Here is a 17,788-nt window from a genome sequence, read left to right as displayed (position 1 = left end):
AGGAGGGCGAGTGCCAAGACGGCGAGAAGCTGCCTACGGGTCATCCTTTACCAGCCCCAGATCATCGCTCATGCGCGCGAACTCGGCATCGTCGTACAACTGTGCGCCTGCCGTCGGTGTCCGGCTGTCGGCAATGTTGATGTCGACGTCGTCAGCAAACCCGACGTACCCACCATCCTGTTGGGCCGTTGCCTGGCGAGCAAAGGCATCACTGTCCAGGTAATGGTGGCTATCACTGCCCGCATCGGCACCGCGCCCGAGGTTCCGAACGAGCTGGTTGGTCGGCTTGTTGCTGACCGACCCACGAGTCACCTCATAAGCTTTCGTCACTGTGGGGTTGCCAGCTTCGTCAACGGTGAAGACAACCACGTCGAGTTCACCGCCAGCCCGAAGCTCGACACCGGTAGCCACGTAGGTTTTGCCCGCTGTGAGTTGCCCGCCCTGGGTGGTTTTCCGGGCGATGTCTGCCCCCTCTGCCTTCCGAACCCGGTTGAACCAGATCGCTTCGAGCATCTCTCCATGCGTTTTCGGGACGGTATCGGTCGCCTTCTCATACTGATAGACAGCATGGGAGAACTCGTCAACCTTCTGGAGATTGCCACTCTCCCCATTGCGCCGGATGAACCGCGCGACATCCTCGCTGTCGTAGCCGGCGGCTTTCATCCGCCCGGCTGCAAAACGGAGCTTCCTGGCTCTGCTGTCACTCAGCCGCTTGGTGAAGTCACCGCTGAGCCCGAAGCTCTCTTTGAGCGTATTCTTAGCAGAGGTGTGCTGGTTGAGATAGTCCAGCAGTTCGTCCTTCTTGTTAATCGAGGACTTGCGGACCATCTCCTTGAGCCGGAACGCCTGACTGGACGGCAAGTCGGGAATGACACGCGCAAGCCGGCCGCCAATTGAGGAGATGTCCCCGGCGTACGGTGCCAGGCCAATGATCGAGAGGCCAACACCGACGGCATCCCCCTTCCCAGCAGAGGCCAGGCCATCACGGACGTCGAAGGCCGGGTTCACCGCGCCGAGCATCCAGCCAAGCATGTATTCGGCGTTCGTATGGCCGGAATCACCACTCGCATAGCAGAGTTCGCCACACCAAAAGCCCAGCATCAGTTCCTCCCCGTCGAATTCGTCATCGGGATGGGGATCGACATAGTCGATGGTGACGTCGATCCGGTTTTGGCCAGGTTCGATCTCGACGCCCTCCCGGTAAATCGTACGGCCGTCGTACTTGACCAACAAGGTATGGTAGCCTGGGGAGAGGGATGGCCCGGTCTGGAAGTTCCCATTGCTATCAGTGTCGGCAGGCTCGCCGCTGATAACGACGGTACCGTAATTCAGCCGTGTCCCGTCGATCTCAACGAAGCCGGACGCCGAGGCCTTCTCAGGATCCAGTTCAAGGACCCTGGCCTGGCCATCCGAAAGCTGGATGGAGCGACGAACCGTGTCTTTTCCGCCAGGGAAGTACATCGCATACTCGACGGTGTAACTGCCGGCAGCAAGCCCATCGAACGTGATCGAATCGCCATCGGTGATGTAATCCAGACCGATGCGGTCACCGTCTCTGAAGAGTGTGACTTCGGCAGAGAACTCACCCTGGGGGGCCAGTGAAATTGAGGCGTCACTGTTGCCGTCAACCTCGATTCCGCTCTCTTTCACCTGGCGGGCCAACACCTGGCTGCTGTCCTCGCTGGCTTTCACTGTGACTATGAGATCGTACTGGCCATCCGGATACTGATCGGTAATGCGGATCTCCGGCCGCAACTGCTCGTGGCCGAACTCACCGAGCTCGATGCTCCGAGTGTTCTCGCGGGGAGTGTATATCTCCCCATCCGGCCCCCGAAGCGTGTACTCGACTACAAGCTCTCGTCCGAGTTCTCCAGTCGAGACACCAATCACGGGGGAAACGTGGTCCTCTGGGCTCACTAGAGCCCCACCCAGATAGACGTAGTCAATCGTTACGTCGGCGGCATCACCACCAACCAGGTCGAAGGCTTTACGGTCGGTCATACTGGTGATCTCGTCACCGGCTTCAGATACCTCCACGACGATATCGTATTCACCGGCAAGCCCGTTGTCTCCGAACTGATGCTGGAAGTCCAGCTCACGATCTCGGCCAGGAGTGATTGTCACACCCCGCTTTTCGCCGACGTCCAGACGCGTCCCGTCCGGGCGTCTGAGGAACAGTGACACATCGAACGTCCGTTCGGAATTCCCTGTGTTCTCGACGGTCGCGGTCATGTCCACGGTTTCGTCAAAGAGGTACCTGTCCCGATCGAGGTCACCAATCGAGACGGCCGCTCGCTCGGATTTGGGCGGAACGACGTCAAAGGCCGCCTCTCGAGTGGTCCGCAGGAGTCGTGTCTCCGCGGTCTGCGGACTGTCAGCTGGCCAGACCGTGATACGAAGATCGTACTCCCCCGTCGGATAGCCGTCCCTGACCGGCAACATGACGTCGACAATGGTCGGGCCCTCACCGGGCACCAACACATCTGGCCCATCGCGGAGGTCGACCGCATATGTATCGCCGTTGGGACCGACGGCCTGAACTCCAAGCGCGACCTCGCGGGACTGCTCACCAGCCGTCTCCAGGGTCACCGAACCCGTTGCCTGCTGCCCTGCGACGAACGAGTCGCCATTCAAATCTACTGTAGCTACCTCGAGTGGGGGCCCTGTATTGTCCCCAGGCGTGCCGATGATGAACTCCCAGGAGTGACTTGTCAAATGCTCCCCGTCGCTGACGACGACTTGGATCCTGTATTCGCCCTCTTCATCCCACTTGAAATCCATCGTTGCGTCGTCATCCCAGGATGCGATGAGTTCGTCGCCGTCCCACCACTTCCAGGTGTACGTCAAGTCGCTATCGTCACCATCGGGATCGGTCGCGTGTACTTCGAAAGGCTCGGACCAGACACCTAGCTCGGTCCGCATAGTCCCCTCTGGGTCGATGGCCTCGATTACAGGTGCCTGGTTGGTGGCCTGCTCGAAGGTCGCGGTGAGGTCCCTGGCCTGATCCATCGTGACCTCGATGGACCGTTCGTCCCGCTTGTAGCTCGCCAGGTCACCGTCCCAGCCAGTGAACTTCGATTCCTCACCAGACCTGGCCGTCAGCTCGATTACGGTTCCGCTTTCGAATGCCGACTCGTAGTTCTCGACAGTCGTCCCGGGCGGGGCCAGTGCCACCTCGCCATCGCCACTGCCGTCGGTGTCGACTTCGAGGTCGTATGTCGTGGTGTCGGCCTCGATGATGAACTCCCAGGAGTGACTCACCGAGTCCTCACCATCACTAACGACAACCTCAATTCGGTAGTCGCCCTCTTCATCCCACTTAAAATCGTTATCGGCGCCGCTGTCCTTGAACGTCGCGACGAGTTCATCATCATCCCACCACTTCCAGGTGTAGGTGAGGTCGGAATCGTCCCCGTCAGGGTCCGTTACATCCACTTCGAACACTTCGGACCACTCACCAGCGGCCGTTGTGACGGTTCCACGGGGACTAACATCGATGATCTCTGGGGCCTCGTTTGCAGCCCGCTCGAAGGTTGCAGTGAGGTCCCTGGCCCGGTCCATCGTGACCTCGATGGACCGTTCGTTGCGTTTGTCACTCGCGAGATCACCCTCCCACCCGGCGAATTCGTAGCCAGTATCAGCGTCTGCCGTGAGTTCTATCTCTGTGCCTTCCTCGTAGTCCGCCTGGAAAGCATCGTCAGTGCGGCCTGGCGGGTCGATATCGACGTCACCGCCACCATCGCTCTCAACGTCAAGCTCGTAGGTGGTCGTGCCCGATTCGATGATGAACTCCCAGGAATAGCTGGTCGTATCCTCACCATCACTGACGATGACCTCGATCGTGTACTCGCCCGGCTCGTCCCATTTGAAGTCGTTACGTTCGTCATCCTCCCACGAGCCAAGGAGCTCGTCATCATCCCACCACTTCCAGGTGTAGGTGAGGTCGCTATCGTCTCCATCGGGGTCGTTCGCCTGCACTTCGAAGTACTCTGACCACTCGCCGACATCGGTCCTGACCGTGTGGTCCGGACTGGCCCATTCGATGATTGGGGCTTCGTTATCGGCTTGTTCGAACGTCGCGGTGATGTCCTTGGCCTGATCCATCGTGACTTCGATAGACTTGTCGTCACGTTGGTGGCTCTCGACGTCACCCTCCCAGCCAGTGAATTCGTAGTTCGCATCGGCGTCGGCGGTCAACTGGACGGTGTCACCTGACTCGTAGGTTTCACTGAACGAATCACCAATGGTGCCTGGCGGGTTCGCTTCGACGATTCCCTCACCGTCCGTGTTGAGGTCAAGTTCGAAGGAGTCCGTGGTGTCGGCCTCTTCGATGATGAACATCCACTGGTAGCTCGTACTCGCCTGGCCGTCACTTACGACAACTTCGATCGTATACGTGCCCGGCTGATCCCATTTGAAGTCGTTACGCTCGTCGTTTTCCCAGCTTCCGAGCAGTTCGTCGCCATCCCACCAATTCCAGGTGTAGGTCAGCTCGTCGCCGTCTGGATCAGTGGCATCGACATAGAATTCATCCGACCAGACACCTGATTCGGTTCGCATCGTGTCCTCCGGGTCCGTATCTTCGATTACGGGGGCTTCGTTGGCCTGCATCGAAGCCGCTGCATCAACCGTGTCTACGACAGCACCGAGGATGTCCGACCCTCCACTCTGGTCTTGGACAGCATCGCTGTCGGAAGCCACGTAGAGCGACGGTGCTGTATCGGTCGCTGGGGCCGCGCTGCCTGGCGTGACAAACGCGGTCATCGGCGCCAGGACCAACAAGACTGAGAGCACCACCGGTAACGCGATGTTTCCAAATGACCCGGGTCTACCCATGACGATTTATTATCAAATGTAACTATAATAGTCTTTGCCAGGTGTGCGACAGGATGATCGCTGGCTTCTCGTTCTAACTGAGAGCGTGCCATATTTTGGCTGATAGATGTATTCCCCATCGGAGGCGCCCGGGTGATCAAGTGGATGAACGACGACGAAAATGAGTGGGTCGGGACCGGAGAATCGCCTCGGGAGGCAGTCGTGGATCTTACTCCTGACAAAGATCAGCCCGGAATCGCCTGGGTCGAAGGGATCTATTCGGTACCTGATCGATCGACCTCTCCGGACGAGACCGTCAATGCCGACATAACGATCATCTACGAGTCGAGGTCGGCAAAGCAGTGGAACGTGAAGGTTACATTCGAAGATTCCCGATGGCGTGCCTACTTCGTCGGCGGGAAACGTATCTAGCTTTGAACCATCACCCTGTGGAATTATTTACGTGAAAATAGCCGTCGGAATAGCACGTGAATGCTGACGAGTCGAAGCTTTTGCGAGAAGGGGGAGTCGACGAGATCGACGACGTCGAGACGAGAGAGGAGAAAAACCGAGGGTAAAGGAAACACTCGCAGCGATTAGGGAGAGTAGTCCCCAAATCGCGTAGGCCGTTCTCACTTGACGAGGGGTCACTCCGGCTCATACGGGTCCGTCGCCGTGTCGAGCCGATACACGTCCCCGATGGTGTCGAAGTCGTCGTCGAACGCGTAGAGATACCCTAGTCCCTCACTCTGCATGTACGCAACGAGACAGGCATCGACAAAGGATAGCGACGCGTGCTGCCTGAACAGCGCCTTCCCTGTGACCATCGCATCGGACCGAAGGGAATCGATGTGGAATCGGGCATTTTCCTCGATCCTGTCGAGAAGATCGACGGCTGCATCGTGACCTGCATGCGTCGTCAGCCCGTTCAGCGTTTCTGCAAGCACGTAATCCAACACGACGGCCTCTGGAAGCGACCCGTCGTCGACGCCTCGTAGAATCGGCATTGCGTCTGCATGAGCGCTGTCACGTTGATACGCCGCCGCGAACAGCACACTGGTATCGAGAAGCGCTCGCGGCATCTACTCGGCGTCGACGCCCCAGTCGTCGTGGTCCGTCGTTACGTCAGTATCTTCCTCTCCACCATAGCCGTCGAACTCCGCGAATGTACCAGTCTCTTGCTGGACAACTTCCACCCGGACTGTCCCGTTCTCCAAGTGCCACCGTAAGTGGTCGCCGTCGTCGATATCGAGCTCCCGCCGTATCTGGGCCGGGATGTTCGCCTGATTTCCCGAAACCTTGCTTTCGGCGTCAATCCGCTTACTGCTCATACCTGAACCTGGGGCTCCCGCGTCAAAAGTCTAGTGTGCCAGCACACTACCTGGAGAGTGTCTACTCCCACCGAATCGCTGACGACGAGTGATTCTCACAGGCCAACGAGGTGGCGGGCAAAGTATCCAGATTATCGAACTCACCGAGCCCGTGGTTAAAGGGTAAATCTGCCGCCAGTTTCACCACACCCTAAACCGACACATGGAGCTCCCTAGACTAGGAAACTATTCCTTGACACAAGAACTATATCCGTAGCTTGCCAAATATGCGTATGTCCAAACCAGACGCCGCGGACGGCCCGCCGCCGTTTGAGGATGCGTTTGCCGGCGACGATGTCGAACAACGCATCTACGGCACCATCCTTCAGACGCGGGAGCCGACAACGGCCAGTTCGATCGCCGGCGCTGTCGAGTGTGACCCAAAGACCGCCCGAAAGTACCTCGACTGGTTTGAGCAGTTGGGGATCGTCACCCAGTACGATGGGCACCCGGCCACCTACGAACGGAACGACGCCTACTTCGAGTGGCGACGTATCAACCAACTCGCTGCCGAGCAGTCCGTTGCGGAACTGCAGGACCGCGTTCGTGAGCTGACATCACGAATCAGCGAGTACCAGGACCGGTACGACGCTACGTCACCGGCCGCAGTCGACGCCGTCGCCGCCGCGGAGGAGAGCGACGAGCGGACCATCGACGACGTATACAGCGACCTCTCGGACTGGGCGACTGCCCGTGAAGAGCGTGAGCGCTACGAACGTGCTCGTCAACAACGGATGGGTGCCGACAACGAACAGGCCTCCGGGTAGCTCGCTCGATGGTGCCACCGACAGGCGATGGCGGGAGCCCTGCCCCAATCGACCGCCCGATCCTCGAGTTCCACCAGACGCGTCTCCGAGCGACACAGCAAGTCGAACAGGCGACCATCACGGACGCCAGCGGCCATCTCGAACTCCATATCGTCCTTGATCTGGCGTACTACCCAGCGAGCGTTGACGACGCACAGCTGACCATCCGGTGGTACACGAACGATGACTTCAAGATCCACTATCGAGAGGTCCACCCAGACCACACATGGGGGTGCCGATGGGACCGGCACCCGAACCCGCACAACAACCGCGACCACTTCCATCCCCCGCCTGCCGCCCCGACGCCCGGCGACGACGCCTCCTGGCCGACCGACCATCGCGACGTGCTGACGCTCGTCCTCGATGAGATCGAAGATCGGATCGCAACCCTGTGGGGCGAGTAGACACAGCGTTTCAAGAAGGTATTTATTGGCATCCTCCAGAACGCTTTGCGTTCCGGTGTGGGAACGAGACGCTCTGCGTCTCGTGGCATGCAGCGCGCGACAGCGTGCACCGTGTCAGTCATTATTGAACTCATTACGGTTCGCGCCAGTAGTCCGTTTTCAAAATTAACCAACTCAATCACCGTATAGGGGATGTAATAGCCGTTACTGTTGGTTAACTTTTGCCAAATTCGCTTACTAGATCCGTCGACACTCAGTAGAAGTCAGACCGCCGGCGCGAGGAAAGGAGGCACTTCGTTGATTACCACTCATGGAGATACCCGACACAGTCGAAGTCGCCGCATCAATTCCGGACACACCCGGGGGTGGGGTAGATGCAACGGCCAACTCCAACAGCGTCAACCAAGCTTCTGCTGTTCATTCAGCCAGTTCTTCGTGAGGTCATCGAAGTCGACAGAATCGAACCGGGAGACGGCTTCGAGCACGTCGATGGCCGTTGACGGCTCGACCCGGAGTTCAAACGTGTACGCCTCGCCGCCGACGGAGCCGGAAGCAGATTTGCGCGCCCGGATGATGCTCAGCATATCGAGTTCGATCAAGTGATCACGCATTCGCCGCTGAGCCAGTTGATCGGCATCGATGTGGTCTGAGAGCGACTTGTAGACGTCGTAGACATCCCGAGTCCGGATCCCGGAGTGGCCTCCAAGCTCGAGGATCGTCACCGCAGCCAGCGCGAGATGCCCCTGCGTCGTGAGTTGTTCCATCCCCTCGATGATGAGTTCTCGTTCGGCCTCACCTTGGGCAGTTCGAACATGCTCTTCTTCGACACGGGCGTCACCTTCGGACTCAGCGATAGCAGCAGCTTTTCGGAGATACTTGATGGCCTGCCGAGCGCTCCCTTTGTCTTGTGCGGCATAGGCAGCACAAAGGGGGATCACGTCGTCAGACAGCACCGCTGAGTCGATACGTACGAGGGTACAGTCTGTCCGATCGACGTCGATGGCGTCGAAGCTTTCAGCGATCGAGCCGTCATCGTCGTCGAGGTTGACAACTATCTCGAACTCTTCACCGTCAGGTGTCTCGTACACGAGTGACGTATCACGGAATGCCTTGCTGGCACGCCGGGAAAGGATATCGCGAAGCTCATTGGCGTCATAGGGAGCGAAGAAGATCGAGTCGTCGTAGAGACTGTCCTTTGCGGCGGGGTCAAGGTTGTCACGCCACTGGAGATCGTTACTAATCCCGATGATCGACGGGTAGACGTCGTCGTTGACGTAGTCCTTGTCCCGAGCTCGGGGGAGGGAATAGAGGATTTTGTCGTCGGTTCCAAGATTGTCAATTTCGTCGAGGACGATGATGATCGTCCCCCCGATGTCGTTCATTGCATCCCAGAGGTGATCGAGCACCTTCTGCATCGGATGGCCGTTGGGGTTCTCGCCACCGAGTTCCTCACAAAGTCCACATGCGAGTGTGTAGCTCGAGGAGATCCCCTCACACGAGAAAAATACTGTCGTCAGATCCAAATCTTGAGCCGCAGCAAACGCCTCCAACTCTGCGAGTTCTGCCTTTGCGGCGGCGGTCTTCCCTTGTCCAGCCTTACCCGAGAGGAACGTGTTCTCGGCGCCAGCGCCACGAGCCGCAGGCTTCAACGAGCGTCGAAGCTTCAAGATCTCGTCTTCTCGTTCCGGAAGCGTTGTTGGTGTGTGGCCCTCTTTGAGGTAGTCCTCGCCGCCGACCGCAAAGATCTCGGAGGTTGTCGAGTACGGAGACGAGCTCATTGGGTATACCCCGTGGGCCCCTTCCACATAAACCCCCGTGTCCGTAATGTCCGTCTTGTCCGAATAACCCCCCATATTGTCCGGAATTGCAGTTACTTCCACGACGCACTAGAGGTCCACTGTCGGATTCCATCGTTGAAGCCGACCCACCCGGGCCCCCGGGGTTGTCCGCAATTATTCGAGAAACGGTAGGGTGGGGTTAACTCGTTCAGCTAGGGTCGATTCTGCCGTACTCGTTGATTCAGCTTTGATGGGTCGTCGATTGGATCGGTTGCCCGGTAACGTATATAATAACTTTTTCTATTAATAGTAGTAAGTAGTAAGTAGAGACTCTCAACATGCATTTCACACCTCAATACTTCCTGGTTTATATACCACCATCTGAAAACACGATCTCCTTTGACGTAGCTTCCCCGACAAATTGCGGACGTCCCCGGAGGTGGGGGTTGGATAGTTGCCTACTCGCCGATTGGGAAGTGAGCGTGATTCGGCCAAGCGATATTATGGGATATCTCGCTATTAGAGACTCTAAAGAGAGCAAAATCAGCATTTATTGGTTGGTTCTTCCCCGAGTACTACAAGCCAACATCGAGAATTCAGGTTCTCCCTGACACAGTCATTCTCGCAGAATTGCGGACAACCCCGGGGGCGGGGGCATTGATACTATTTGCTGTTGTCTTAACCAATGATCTGGTCAAGAAGCGGGTCCTCTATTGGTTAACTACAAATCACTCATTTCTAAATCGTTATTCTATGACACCTTAGTTTCGATATTGGGTCCTCAAGGCGATCGCATGGCTAAGTCTGGCTCCACGAATTACGGACACTCCCGGGGGTACCTTGTCACCTACCGAGTAGCTCTCGACAGAATGTATTCATTTCCAGATTCGTGTGTTATGGCATGTGATGGGCCTCCATACCGTGAAATTGCGGACATACCCGGGGGTGGGGAGTTCCTCTAACCGTTGTTAGTAAGCCCATCTTCTACTCGATATTCCGATCATCTGTGCCGGTGACATTGTTGGCTACCGATCCGGCGGCTTGCGTCTCGCTTATTCGCGGAGAGGCTGATGTGGCTCCGTTGAAATTCTATTAGTTCGATACTATCGGAGGTGAAACAGCCGCTAAGTGGGATTGCGTATTAGTCACATCTTTCGCTTCAACTTTCGCGTTGCGTATTTGACCACCACAATAGATATAACCGAATGGTGAAAGTTCAAGGTATGCAACGTACCACTCTCTATCATCTCTCAATGGGGACAGCAGGTCTATCTCTTGGACTAGTTGGAGCCAGATCGGTTTTTGTAGAAGGAATTACCCCCGGTGCGGGGTTAATGGTTCTCGGTGGCGGTGGAATACTTCTTTCAAGCCTCTTCGCGTTGTCAGGGCAAGGTTCGTCTGAGTTTGAACCGGGAAATTTTGTTTGGATTGCAGTCATCGCAGCGATTCTCAGTCTCTTGGGAATGATACTCCTATTCGTCCAATAGCTTTCTAAAGAATGGATATTTCCTACCATTCCGTATGATTCGTAGACGATCTGTATGATACTCGACGTATCCATCCCGGAACCACCCGATCTCTCGAACCGGGGCCGACCGAGCAGTTTCGACTGGGAAGAATCGGAAATCATCGGATCCGAGGACTTCTACCGCGAGGACCTCGAGAACCTCCTCCAGGAAGGCGCGTGGCGTGAGGGGTTCGAGGAGTGGGCGGAGTACACGGACCTCGACGAGGAGGAGGTCCGAGTCGTCGACGACCTCGACCTATTCCAAGCCTTCGACTTCTATCGTGATCCAACGGACGACCACCTCCGCTACGACGCTCCGACAGTGCCTGAGGACTGGCGCGAGCGCGAAGTGACCGAATCGCTCGATTCAAGTCGGTCTCGGCCATCAACCGCGAGTTACATGACCTCGGCCGGGTGGTCCACGAGACGCTCCAGAACTACCTCCAGCGGACCCGCGACGCCTCCAACCGGAATGAGGAACCCTTCGGCGATCGCGAAGAGTAGAGCGAGGTAACGGAGGAACGTGAGCGATAGTAGGGGTGGGGGGCGGAGGGAGGAGTGGCGGACGGTGGTGGATTGGCGGGCGTTGGTGGGAGTCAAGAAGCACCAGAAGGAGTTCCGTGATGAAATCCTACCGTAGCCTAAATCCACCGAATACCGCGAGCGAACTACATGTGTCGTGCTCCCGAGCATTGGCAACTCAGGAGACCTCTCGATCCAAGCGGTCTACACCCAGTGGTAGGAACCGAAGACCAGCAACAGCGCCAGGGCCGCGGGGATCGCGTTCGTCGGCGACGAGGTCGTTTTCCTAATCCTGAACGTCTTGGGGAGTGGCTTCGAGATCTGAGTCAGTCTGCATGGGAAGTTCGATACGCATCTCCGATAGGCAGCCCTACTGTTATCCGCCTGGGTCCCCTATCGTAGGATATGACAGATGATGAACAGAGCCGAGATGAGCAAGCCGATGACGAAAAACGTCGCCAGCGAGAGCGGATGCAAGAGGAGGCACGTACCCGCACCGATGAAGAAGAACCGATGCGCGTCGACTCTGGTGAGCGGCTTGGCGATCTTGATGAAGCGCTCGAATCGCACGAGTATCCTGCCACGACAACCGAATTAGTTGAGGCCTATGGCGATTATGAAGTTGAAACGCAGGGCGGCAAGAAACCCATGGAGGACGTACTCTCAGCAACTGATGACGAAATATATGACTCAGCTGAGGACGTTCACAGACGGATACTGACACTCATAGAGTGATAGCACAACGGCCCAACAACTCGTCTGCAAAATTGGTCCGTCTGTGGTGAAATAAACTTCTTCTGTGGTTTCCTCTCTGCTGAATCCACTCTTTGTCTCTCGTCCCGGATTTCTGATACCATATCGGTATGTTAGCGCTCTGGATCGGTAAACGAGCCATCTGCACTTATCGAACATCCCTATACCTGCTATCGGGTGAGGATTTCAACAGAGCCCTGAAAGTGTATTCAGTATTGGCAGATCGCGAAGAACTACACCGCCAGCAGATTCTGAATCGTCCGATACGTCGCCAGGAGGTCCGTGATCGTCCGTCCGGTTTCGCCGAGACCCCGATTCGTGTTCTCGATGATTGGCGTCGAGTGAGCGACATCGTTTCGCAGCGCAACGATATCGTCGAGTTCGCTGCCGGCTTTGTGGTCTGCGTCGAAGCCGTAGTGCTGCCAACATGCCTGCTTCGAGGTAATTACCGTCACCAATGTGGAGAACTGGGCGTAGTGAACGGGGTCCAATGCTACGTCGGCCTTCTTCGCCTCGGCTTCCCGATCTCGGATGTCGTCGACGACTTCCGGATCGATGGGTGCCGTTTCCAGCCAGTCAGAAGCGTGTGTGGTGATACAGTCACGGAACGAGTGCTCGAGCCGCGAGAGTTTCGAATAGAGGTGGCGATAGACCGGGTCCGTATTGAGGTCTGCACGGGTTACTACTCCCGTGACTTCGTTCCGGTCAGCGAGGTAGTAGAACCGCTGCTCGTAGAGTGCCGAGAGAAGGTTCTCGAAGGATGTGTCCCTGCTAATAATCTGATCAATACCGAGCGAGTGGGACACCTCTCCGAGTGTTTGATCCGGGGCACAGTCAGCCAGCAACTCATCGGTCACATAGCCGATTGGATTCCCACCATCGTCATAGACCGGCGCTGTATCGAAGTCCCGTTCTTCAAGCCATGCCGCTACAGTCTCAACAGTTTCGTCGGTCTCTCGCCCGTATGGATTCGGGGTGGCAATCGCACCGGCAGTACATGTAGACGAATCGTCCACATCCTCACTTCTCGCCGATTCGCCAATAACAGTGACCGTACATTTATTACTTTGGAGTATTTATTATCAGCTAATGATGCCCAGTAGAAATACTCATATCCGATACGATGCGGTTCCGTATGGGGAAGTGTCGGATCTCCGTACGTCGGGTCCGACTCCCGCATCTGCGATCGTTCGGCACGAAGCTGCGTTCGACGCCCTCCAGCGTGCGGACAGTGACGAGATCGTGGCCGCAGCTCCAACCGGAATGGCGACCGGCGTCCACTTGGCGTCGATGCCACTGACCGTCATCCGACTCGAAGCAGTACCGAATGCCGTGTTGTCGGGGATCGATCGGGAAGGCCGACCAATTAGTGAGTACAAACTACTCGTGTTCGGCCAGGTCCCGGACCGAGAGAGTTACTCGTTGCGGCAGTTCGCTTGACTCGGCACGTTCACGACGCGGACCGATTACCGACTACAGATCACCGGAATCAACGATCGAATTCGTGACCGTAATTTGCCAGCGTAAATGTGGACTACTCTGGCTTCGATAGAGGATATTCAAAGTCTTGTGGGGGTATCCAGATATTGTCACGGTCAGCTAAGACATTCTAGATAGCCATTGAAGAACGAACTTGTGAACTTTCTCACTATTCGGACGATCTAGTCTATCTGACTACTTAGATTGGTTAGGCTCTTTATTCTGTTTACTCAGTATTACTGGTCAGTAACACTGGCCAGTATAACTAGCCAGTGTGTCTATTACATCTGCGCAGTCTTTATTTCCCGTCCCACTGATTAGCTGGTATGCTCACGTATACCAGCTACTCTGAGGCTGGTGGTGTGGGGAAAACCACACTAACTGCTAACCTTGCGAAGGCTCACGTTGAACGGGGTCATGATGTTCTCGTCATCGACCTGGACCAACAGCGCGGTTGCCTGTCGCATCTCCTTGGCGTCGACGATAATCGGAGTGATCCAGACGCCGACACGATCGTCCACCACATGGTCGATCGCCCGCAGGGGGAGTTCGAGGACCTGATCCGGACAACCGAGGGTATCGATGTCATCCCGAGTCACGATTCGCTGGAACAGCTTGATGACTGGCTAACCAAGGCCGGCGATTACCAGGCGACCACTGAGGACGAGGACTGGGAGTACCCACGAAACGAACAACTGCGCCGGGTCCTGCGCGAGAACGATGTCCCCAGCCAATACGACGTCATCATCGTCGACCCGCCGGCGACTGCTGGGCCACATCTCTACAACGGCATCGACGCGACACGATCGCTGGTGATCCCGCTTGAGCTCACGGGGAAAGGAGACCAGTCCGTCGAAGGGCTAGAGGAACTCGTGGCAGGCCTCGAAGCTCAACTCGAGCTCGAGGTCGGCGTGCTTGCAGTCGTCCCGAACGGATTCAAGGGCACTAGTGACCAGGATACGTACCTCGATACCGTCGACGAACTCACCTACGACGTGCCGGTCGTGCTTCGGGAGCGTGGTTCTCTGTTCGAGGGCTGCTGGCGACAACAGTGTACGGCATTCACGTACGTCGACGAACACCGCTCACGAAAGCGTGATCACGAGATGGAGACATTAGAGAAGATCCGATCGCTCGCTGCACATCTCGAAGCTGAAGCTGGCCTCAAAGGAGGTGATGACAAATGAAGAAAGGCACCGGTGACGACCCGTTTGCCGACGAGGAACCTGAGGAATCCGAAGACGAGCAGTCTGCTGAAGAGCCTTCGGCAGTCTCTGAGCCCAGCATGTCTGACTCCGAACCTGCCTCTCCAACGCGTGAGACGGCCACCCTCCCTTACTACCAGCGCCGAAGTTCAGTCAAAGAGGACCGGGACGACGTACTGCAGTTTTTCGTCCGTGAAGACACAGCTCAGGGTGAGGACGATCTCGAACGGGCCGTCGCCGATGAACTCGATATCCGTCCCAAGGAACTTTACAAACTTGACCTCCGTGAGGCGGCTCTCTTAGTGGCAATGGAGCACCCTGATGAGGTTGCAGACAAACTCCGAGAGTGGGGTTACGAACACGTCTGACTGCGCTTGATCAGCGCCCGCTCGGGCGTGGATTACGGCGTCGTCGGTCGGTAGCTCTACCGATCGCTACAAGATGGAAGTAAGAAACGCTGACAATCCGCTTCCAGTGGGCGCTGATGGTGCCTCAATCGTCCGAAGAACCCTCCCTGATTATGTCCGACGGGTCAAGGTGATGGTCGTCGGACAGGAGATTGCCTTCGAGCGGTCTTTGAACGGCTAGCACCAGACGCCCTCAAAATGTATCACTCAGCGTCCGATTTGTAGAAATCCAGACTGCGAAGGTCTGCCCCCCGTTTGCACTGTAGTTGCGAACGACCCGAAACGTTCAAGGGTTGAGTTCTATCCTCTTCTTCTAGGAATATACTTCGTGGTCCTGTAATGATCACGAGGTTTCGAATCCGTGTTTGTCTGGGTGAATCTGAGGAAATGTGGATGTAGCTGCCGGACTTCAGTCACTCATTGTTGCCCGATAAAAGAGAATGATCCCGATCGAAAGGAGTACTAAGACGTACCCACTTGCAGCGAGAAAGTCGTTGAAGTTGCCCCCGGATGTGAACGCAGCATCCATGAGTGCGTTCGTCGCAAAGTGACCGGGGAGAACCGTCGTCCACGTCGGTGATTCTGTTGCGAGCGGGTTCTGGAACATGAGGATATCGACCATCGGTGCAAAGAGCATAACGTAGACTCCCGAGAGACGGTTAAGAACGATCCCAACGATGACGCCCAAGATACCGTAGGTCACTCCCACGAGGACCGCAGCAATTGAGAATGCAACGACGTTCTCAGGAGTGAATGCAAAGAGGGCGACGGCGAGGGAGGCACCGGTGACGATGACGCTTCCAGCAGTAAGCAATCCAACCCGTGCCGTAACGAGTTCTCTGGCTTGATACCCTGCGAGTCGTAACCGACGATCAGCCATTTGCGAAGTCTGCATAAGGAATAGACCGACAATTCCGGAGAGGATGGCCACCGTGACTGGCGTCATGAACGCTGCCGCGAACGCTCCCATCTCAACAGTCACCGTCGTCCCATCAATCGTGAGAGGGACGGTTGCATCTGGGACGAGCCAGACGAACACGCCAATAATGTATACGGGGAGGAACGCCAGTAGTGCAATCAAGACGGGTGTTCTGGCGAATTCACGCACACTCATCTCGACCGCAGTCGTGATACGTCGCTGCATCAGGCGTCACCTCCACTGACAGTGTACGCGTATGCGCTGACACTCAGCATCCCGAATATGGCGATGAACGCGAGTGCTGGAAGTACATGGTCTGTTGCGAGTGACCCCTCAACGACAGCGCGTGAGACGAGCTCGTGCGGGTGAGAAAGTGGTGCGAACTGAGTAATGTCGTCATCGATGTTGAACAGGCCGCTTGCGAACACGTTGTCCATGTCTGCGAGAATCACGAGGACGAGTGATCCTTCGAGTTCTCGCGGGAGGATTGTTCCGACGAGCATTCCTAAGAGTCCGTAAGTGATGCCCGCGAGAGCGAGACTGCTGAATACGATGAAAGGCGCGCCAATGGTACCTGGAAGTAACCAGGTGAGGGTGACTGTTGAGACCGCACTGATCGCAAGGCTGACGACGAGGATGGTTGTGAACCGTGAGACGACCAGCTCGCTCGGAGAAAACCCGGCAATGACGAGCCGGCGGTCGGCGTTCCGTGCACTAATCATTTGAAAGAGTCCGAGAACGCCGGCAAGAGCACCGGTAGCGAAGACAGCCCCAGTGATCCGCCCGACCGTCGTGAGTGACCCCGTGACGGCGAACATGCCGATTTCCGGGAACTGGCTGAGACTCACACCGTAAATCTGGATGGACAGCGTAGGCAGTATCAACAACAACGCGATGTTGAGCGGTTCTCGGAAGAATGACAGAGTGCTGGCGCGAATGCCCGCGGGGATTCGTCGGGTTGCATTCATCTATGTTCCCTCGGTGTTAGCGGCGCGTTGGCCGGTACCGGTTGCGTTGTCCCGGTCGAAGAACGCTGCCGTGCGCTCACAGGAGACGCCATCAGCTGTCGGTTCCGGGTTTACAGTGTCGTCTTCGCCGATCTCCTGTCGGTGGAGGTGGCCGTCGTGAAGTTCGTAAATGACGTCGAATCGATCGCGTTCGTTGATGATGTGCGAGATGATTGCGACCCCGACGCCACGCTCGCGTAGTTCTTCAGTCAGGTCCCAGAAGGCGAGGAACGTCTCCCAATCGAACCCGGTGTACGGCTCGTCGAGCAAGAGGAGGTCGGGCTGATGCATGAGTGCGACTGAGAGGTTCACTTTCTGCCGGTTCCCGCCGCTCAAGTTCCGGATTTGCCGGTCGTGGAACTTCTTGAAGTCAAGCACGTCGGTCAGCCAGTTACGTGCATCTTCAATCTCGGTGTCTGTCATTCCGTAGGCGCGACCGAATAGCTCGAATGTTTCGTCAACGGTCAGTCGGTCGTAGAGGCGTGGTTCTTGCGGGCACCACCCGACTGTGCCGCTACGGGTTACATCGCCAGCATCGTGCTCAAGAACGCCAGCGAGGATCTGCATGAGCGTTGACTTCCCGCTTCCGTTTTCTCCCATGATGCCGACGACCTCTGCACGATTCACTTCGAGCGTTGCGTTCTCTAGAACGTTGACGGAGTTTGTGAACGGAATTCGTGAGTCGTAGGTTTTCCCGACACCACTTGCACGTACCACTAGATCAGTGTCTTGCCGTTTCCCCTTTGATGGAGAGATATCGTTGTCCGGTACTGCCATCTTGACAAATAATTGGGCGGCATCCTTCATTGCGGTTTT

Annotated in this window: 16 protein-coding genes; 8 read left to right on the top strand and 8 right to left on the bottom strand. The window is 56.6% G+C overall.

What is annotated here, in order from left to right; translation table 11 throughout:
• Window positions 1-33: 33 nt before the first annotated feature.
• The gene (locus tag BMZ83_RS13325; protein ID WP_074879525.1) at window positions 34-4,836 is read right to left on the bottom strand and encodes an InlB B-repeat-containing protein; all 4,803 of its coding nucleotides are present in this window, start codon (window positions 4,834-4,836) and stop codon (window positions 34-36) included.
• A gap of 144 nt (window positions 4,837-4,980) precedes the next feature.
• Between BMZ83_RS13325 and BMZ83_RS13320 the strand changes: the two genes are divergently transcribed.
• The gene (locus tag BMZ83_RS13320; protein ID WP_143076968.1) at window positions 4,981-5,247 is read left to right on the top strand and encodes a hypothetical protein; all 267 of its coding nucleotides are present in this window, start codon (window positions 4,981-4,983) and stop codon (window positions 5,245-5,247) included.
• 215 nt (window positions 5,248-5,462) lie between these two features.
• Here BMZ83_RS13320 and BMZ83_RS13315 read toward each other — a convergent pair whose 3' ends face one another.
• Together BMZ83_RS13315 and BMZ83_RS13310 are read right to left on the bottom strand one after the other, a co-directional pair.
• A complete protein-coding gene (locus BMZ83_RS13315) occupies window positions 5,463-5,897 on the bottom strand; it encodes a PIN domain-containing protein (protein ID WP_074879519.1) in 435 nt (144 codons plus the stop codon).
• The gene (locus tag BMZ83_RS13310; RefSeq protein WP_074879516.1) at window positions 5,898-6,146 is read right to left on the bottom strand and encodes an AbrB/MazE/SpoVT family DNA-binding domain-containing protein; all 249 of its coding nucleotides are present in this window, start codon (window positions 6,144-6,146) and stop codon (window positions 5,898-5,900) included. It lies immediately after the preceding gene.
• Window positions 6,147-6,418: 272 nt separating this feature from the next.
• On the opposite strand from BMZ83_RS13310, the gene BMZ83_RS13305 reads away from it, so the two are divergent.
• Together BMZ83_RS13305 and BMZ83_RS13300 are read left to right on the top strand one after the other, a co-directional pair.
• Entirely contained in the window at window positions 6,419-6,952 is a 534-nt protein-coding gene (locus BMZ83_RS13305; protein ID WP_074879512.1) for a DUF7342 family protein, read from the top strand.
• Window positions 6,953-6,960: 8 nt separating this feature from the next.
• Window positions 6,961-7,395 (top strand): hypothetical protein, encoded by a 435-nt coding sequence (locus tag BMZ83_RS13300; protein WP_079990195.1) that lies wholly within the window; start codon window positions 6,961-6,963, stop codon window positions 7,393-7,395.
• 398 nt (window positions 7,396-7,793) lie between these two features.
• On the opposite strand, the gene BMZ83_RS13295 is transcribed toward BMZ83_RS13300, so the two are convergent.
• Window positions 7,794-9,173: a Cdc6/Cdc18 family protein gene (locus tag BMZ83_RS13295; RefSeq protein WP_074879509.1), complete on the bottom strand. Its 1,380-nt coding sequence runs from the start codon at window positions 9,171-9,173 to the stop codon at window positions 7,794-7,796.
• Window positions 9,174-10,396: 1,223 nt separating this feature from the next.
• Here BMZ83_RS13295 and BMZ83_RS16450 point away from each other — a divergent pair.
• The 3 genes from BMZ83_RS16450 to BMZ83_RS13285 all read left to right on the top strand — a co-directional run bounded on the left by BMZ83_RS16450 (window position 10,397) and on the right by BMZ83_RS13285 (window position 11,937).
• Window positions 10,397-10,660 (top strand): hypothetical protein, encoded by a 264-nt coding sequence (locus tag BMZ83_RS16450; RefSeq protein ID WP_143076967.1) that lies wholly within the window; start codon window positions 10,397-10,399, stop codon window positions 10,658-10,660.
• 54 nt (window positions 10,661-10,714) lie between these two features.
• Window positions 10,715-11,194: a hypothetical protein gene (locus tag BMZ83_RS13290; RefSeq protein ID WP_241729589.1), complete on the top strand. Its 480-nt coding sequence runs from the start codon at window positions 10,715-10,717 to the stop codon at window positions 11,192-11,194.
• Window positions 11,195-11,607: 413 nt separating this feature from the next.
• The gene (locus tag BMZ83_RS13285) at window positions 11,608-11,937 is read left to right on the top strand and encodes a DUF5789 family protein (protein ID WP_074879506.1); all 330 of its coding nucleotides are present in this window, start codon (window positions 11,608-11,610) and stop codon (window positions 11,935-11,937) included.
• 251 nt (window positions 11,938-12,188) lie between these two features.
• On the opposite strand, the gene BMZ83_RS13280 is transcribed toward BMZ83_RS13285, so the two are convergent.
• Window positions 12,189-12,971 (bottom strand): CBS domain-containing protein, encoded by a 783-nt coding sequence (locus BMZ83_RS13280; protein ID WP_074879503.1) that lies wholly within the window; start codon window positions 12,969-12,971, stop codon window positions 12,189-12,191.
• A 789-nt stretch (window positions 12,972-13,760) separates the two neighbouring features.
• Here BMZ83_RS13280 and BMZ83_RS13270 point away from each other — a divergent pair.
• Together BMZ83_RS13270 and BMZ83_RS13265 are read left to right on the top strand one after the other, a co-directional pair.
• Window positions 13,761-14,621 (top strand): ParA family protein, encoded by an 861-nt coding sequence (locus BMZ83_RS13270; protein WP_074879496.1) that lies wholly within the window; start codon window positions 13,761-13,763, stop codon window positions 14,619-14,621.
• Complete coding sequence (locus BMZ83_RS13265) at window positions 14,618-15,007, top strand: hypothetical protein (RefSeq protein ID WP_074879493.1); 390 nt, start codon at window positions 14,618-14,620, stop codon at window positions 15,005-15,007. The genes BMZ83_RS13270 and BMZ83_RS13265 overlap by 4 nt, the downstream gene beginning before the upstream one ends.
• A 448-nt stretch (window positions 15,008-15,455) precedes the next feature.
• Here BMZ83_RS13265 and BMZ83_RS13260 read toward each other — a convergent pair whose 3' ends face one another.
• Genes BMZ83_RS13260 through BMZ83_RS13250 form a run of 3 tightly spaced genes read right to left on the bottom strand, consistent with a single transcriptional unit; the run spans window position 15,456 to window position 17,779 of the window.
• Window positions 15,456-16,190 (bottom strand): hypothetical protein, encoded by a 735-nt coding sequence (locus BMZ83_RS13260; RefSeq protein ID WP_074879491.1) that lies wholly within the window; start codon window positions 16,188-16,190, stop codon window positions 15,456-15,458.
• On the bottom strand, window positions 16,190-16,933 hold the full coding sequence (locus BMZ83_RS13255; RefSeq protein ID WP_079990194.1) for an ABC transporter permease: 744 nt from the start codon (window positions 16,931-16,933) through the stop codon (window positions 16,190-16,192). Before BMZ83_RS13255 ends, BMZ83_RS13260 begins: the two co-directional genes overlap by 1 nt.
• Window positions 16,934-17,779: an ATP-binding cassette domain-containing protein gene (locus tag BMZ83_RS13250; RefSeq protein ID WP_241729588.1), complete on the bottom strand. Its 846-nt coding sequence runs from the start codon at window positions 17,777-17,779 to the stop codon at window positions 16,934-16,936.
• Window positions 17,780-17,788 lie beyond the last annotated feature (9 nt).

The sequence above is a fragment of the Halolamina pelagica genome (assembly GCF_900115675.1).
Lineage (GTDB): Archaea > Halobacteriota > Halobacteria > Halobacteriales > Haloferacaceae > Halolamina > Halolamina pelagica.
Note: the sequence above shows the minus strand (reverse complement) of the source record. Positions and strands in the feature narration are given on the sequence as shown.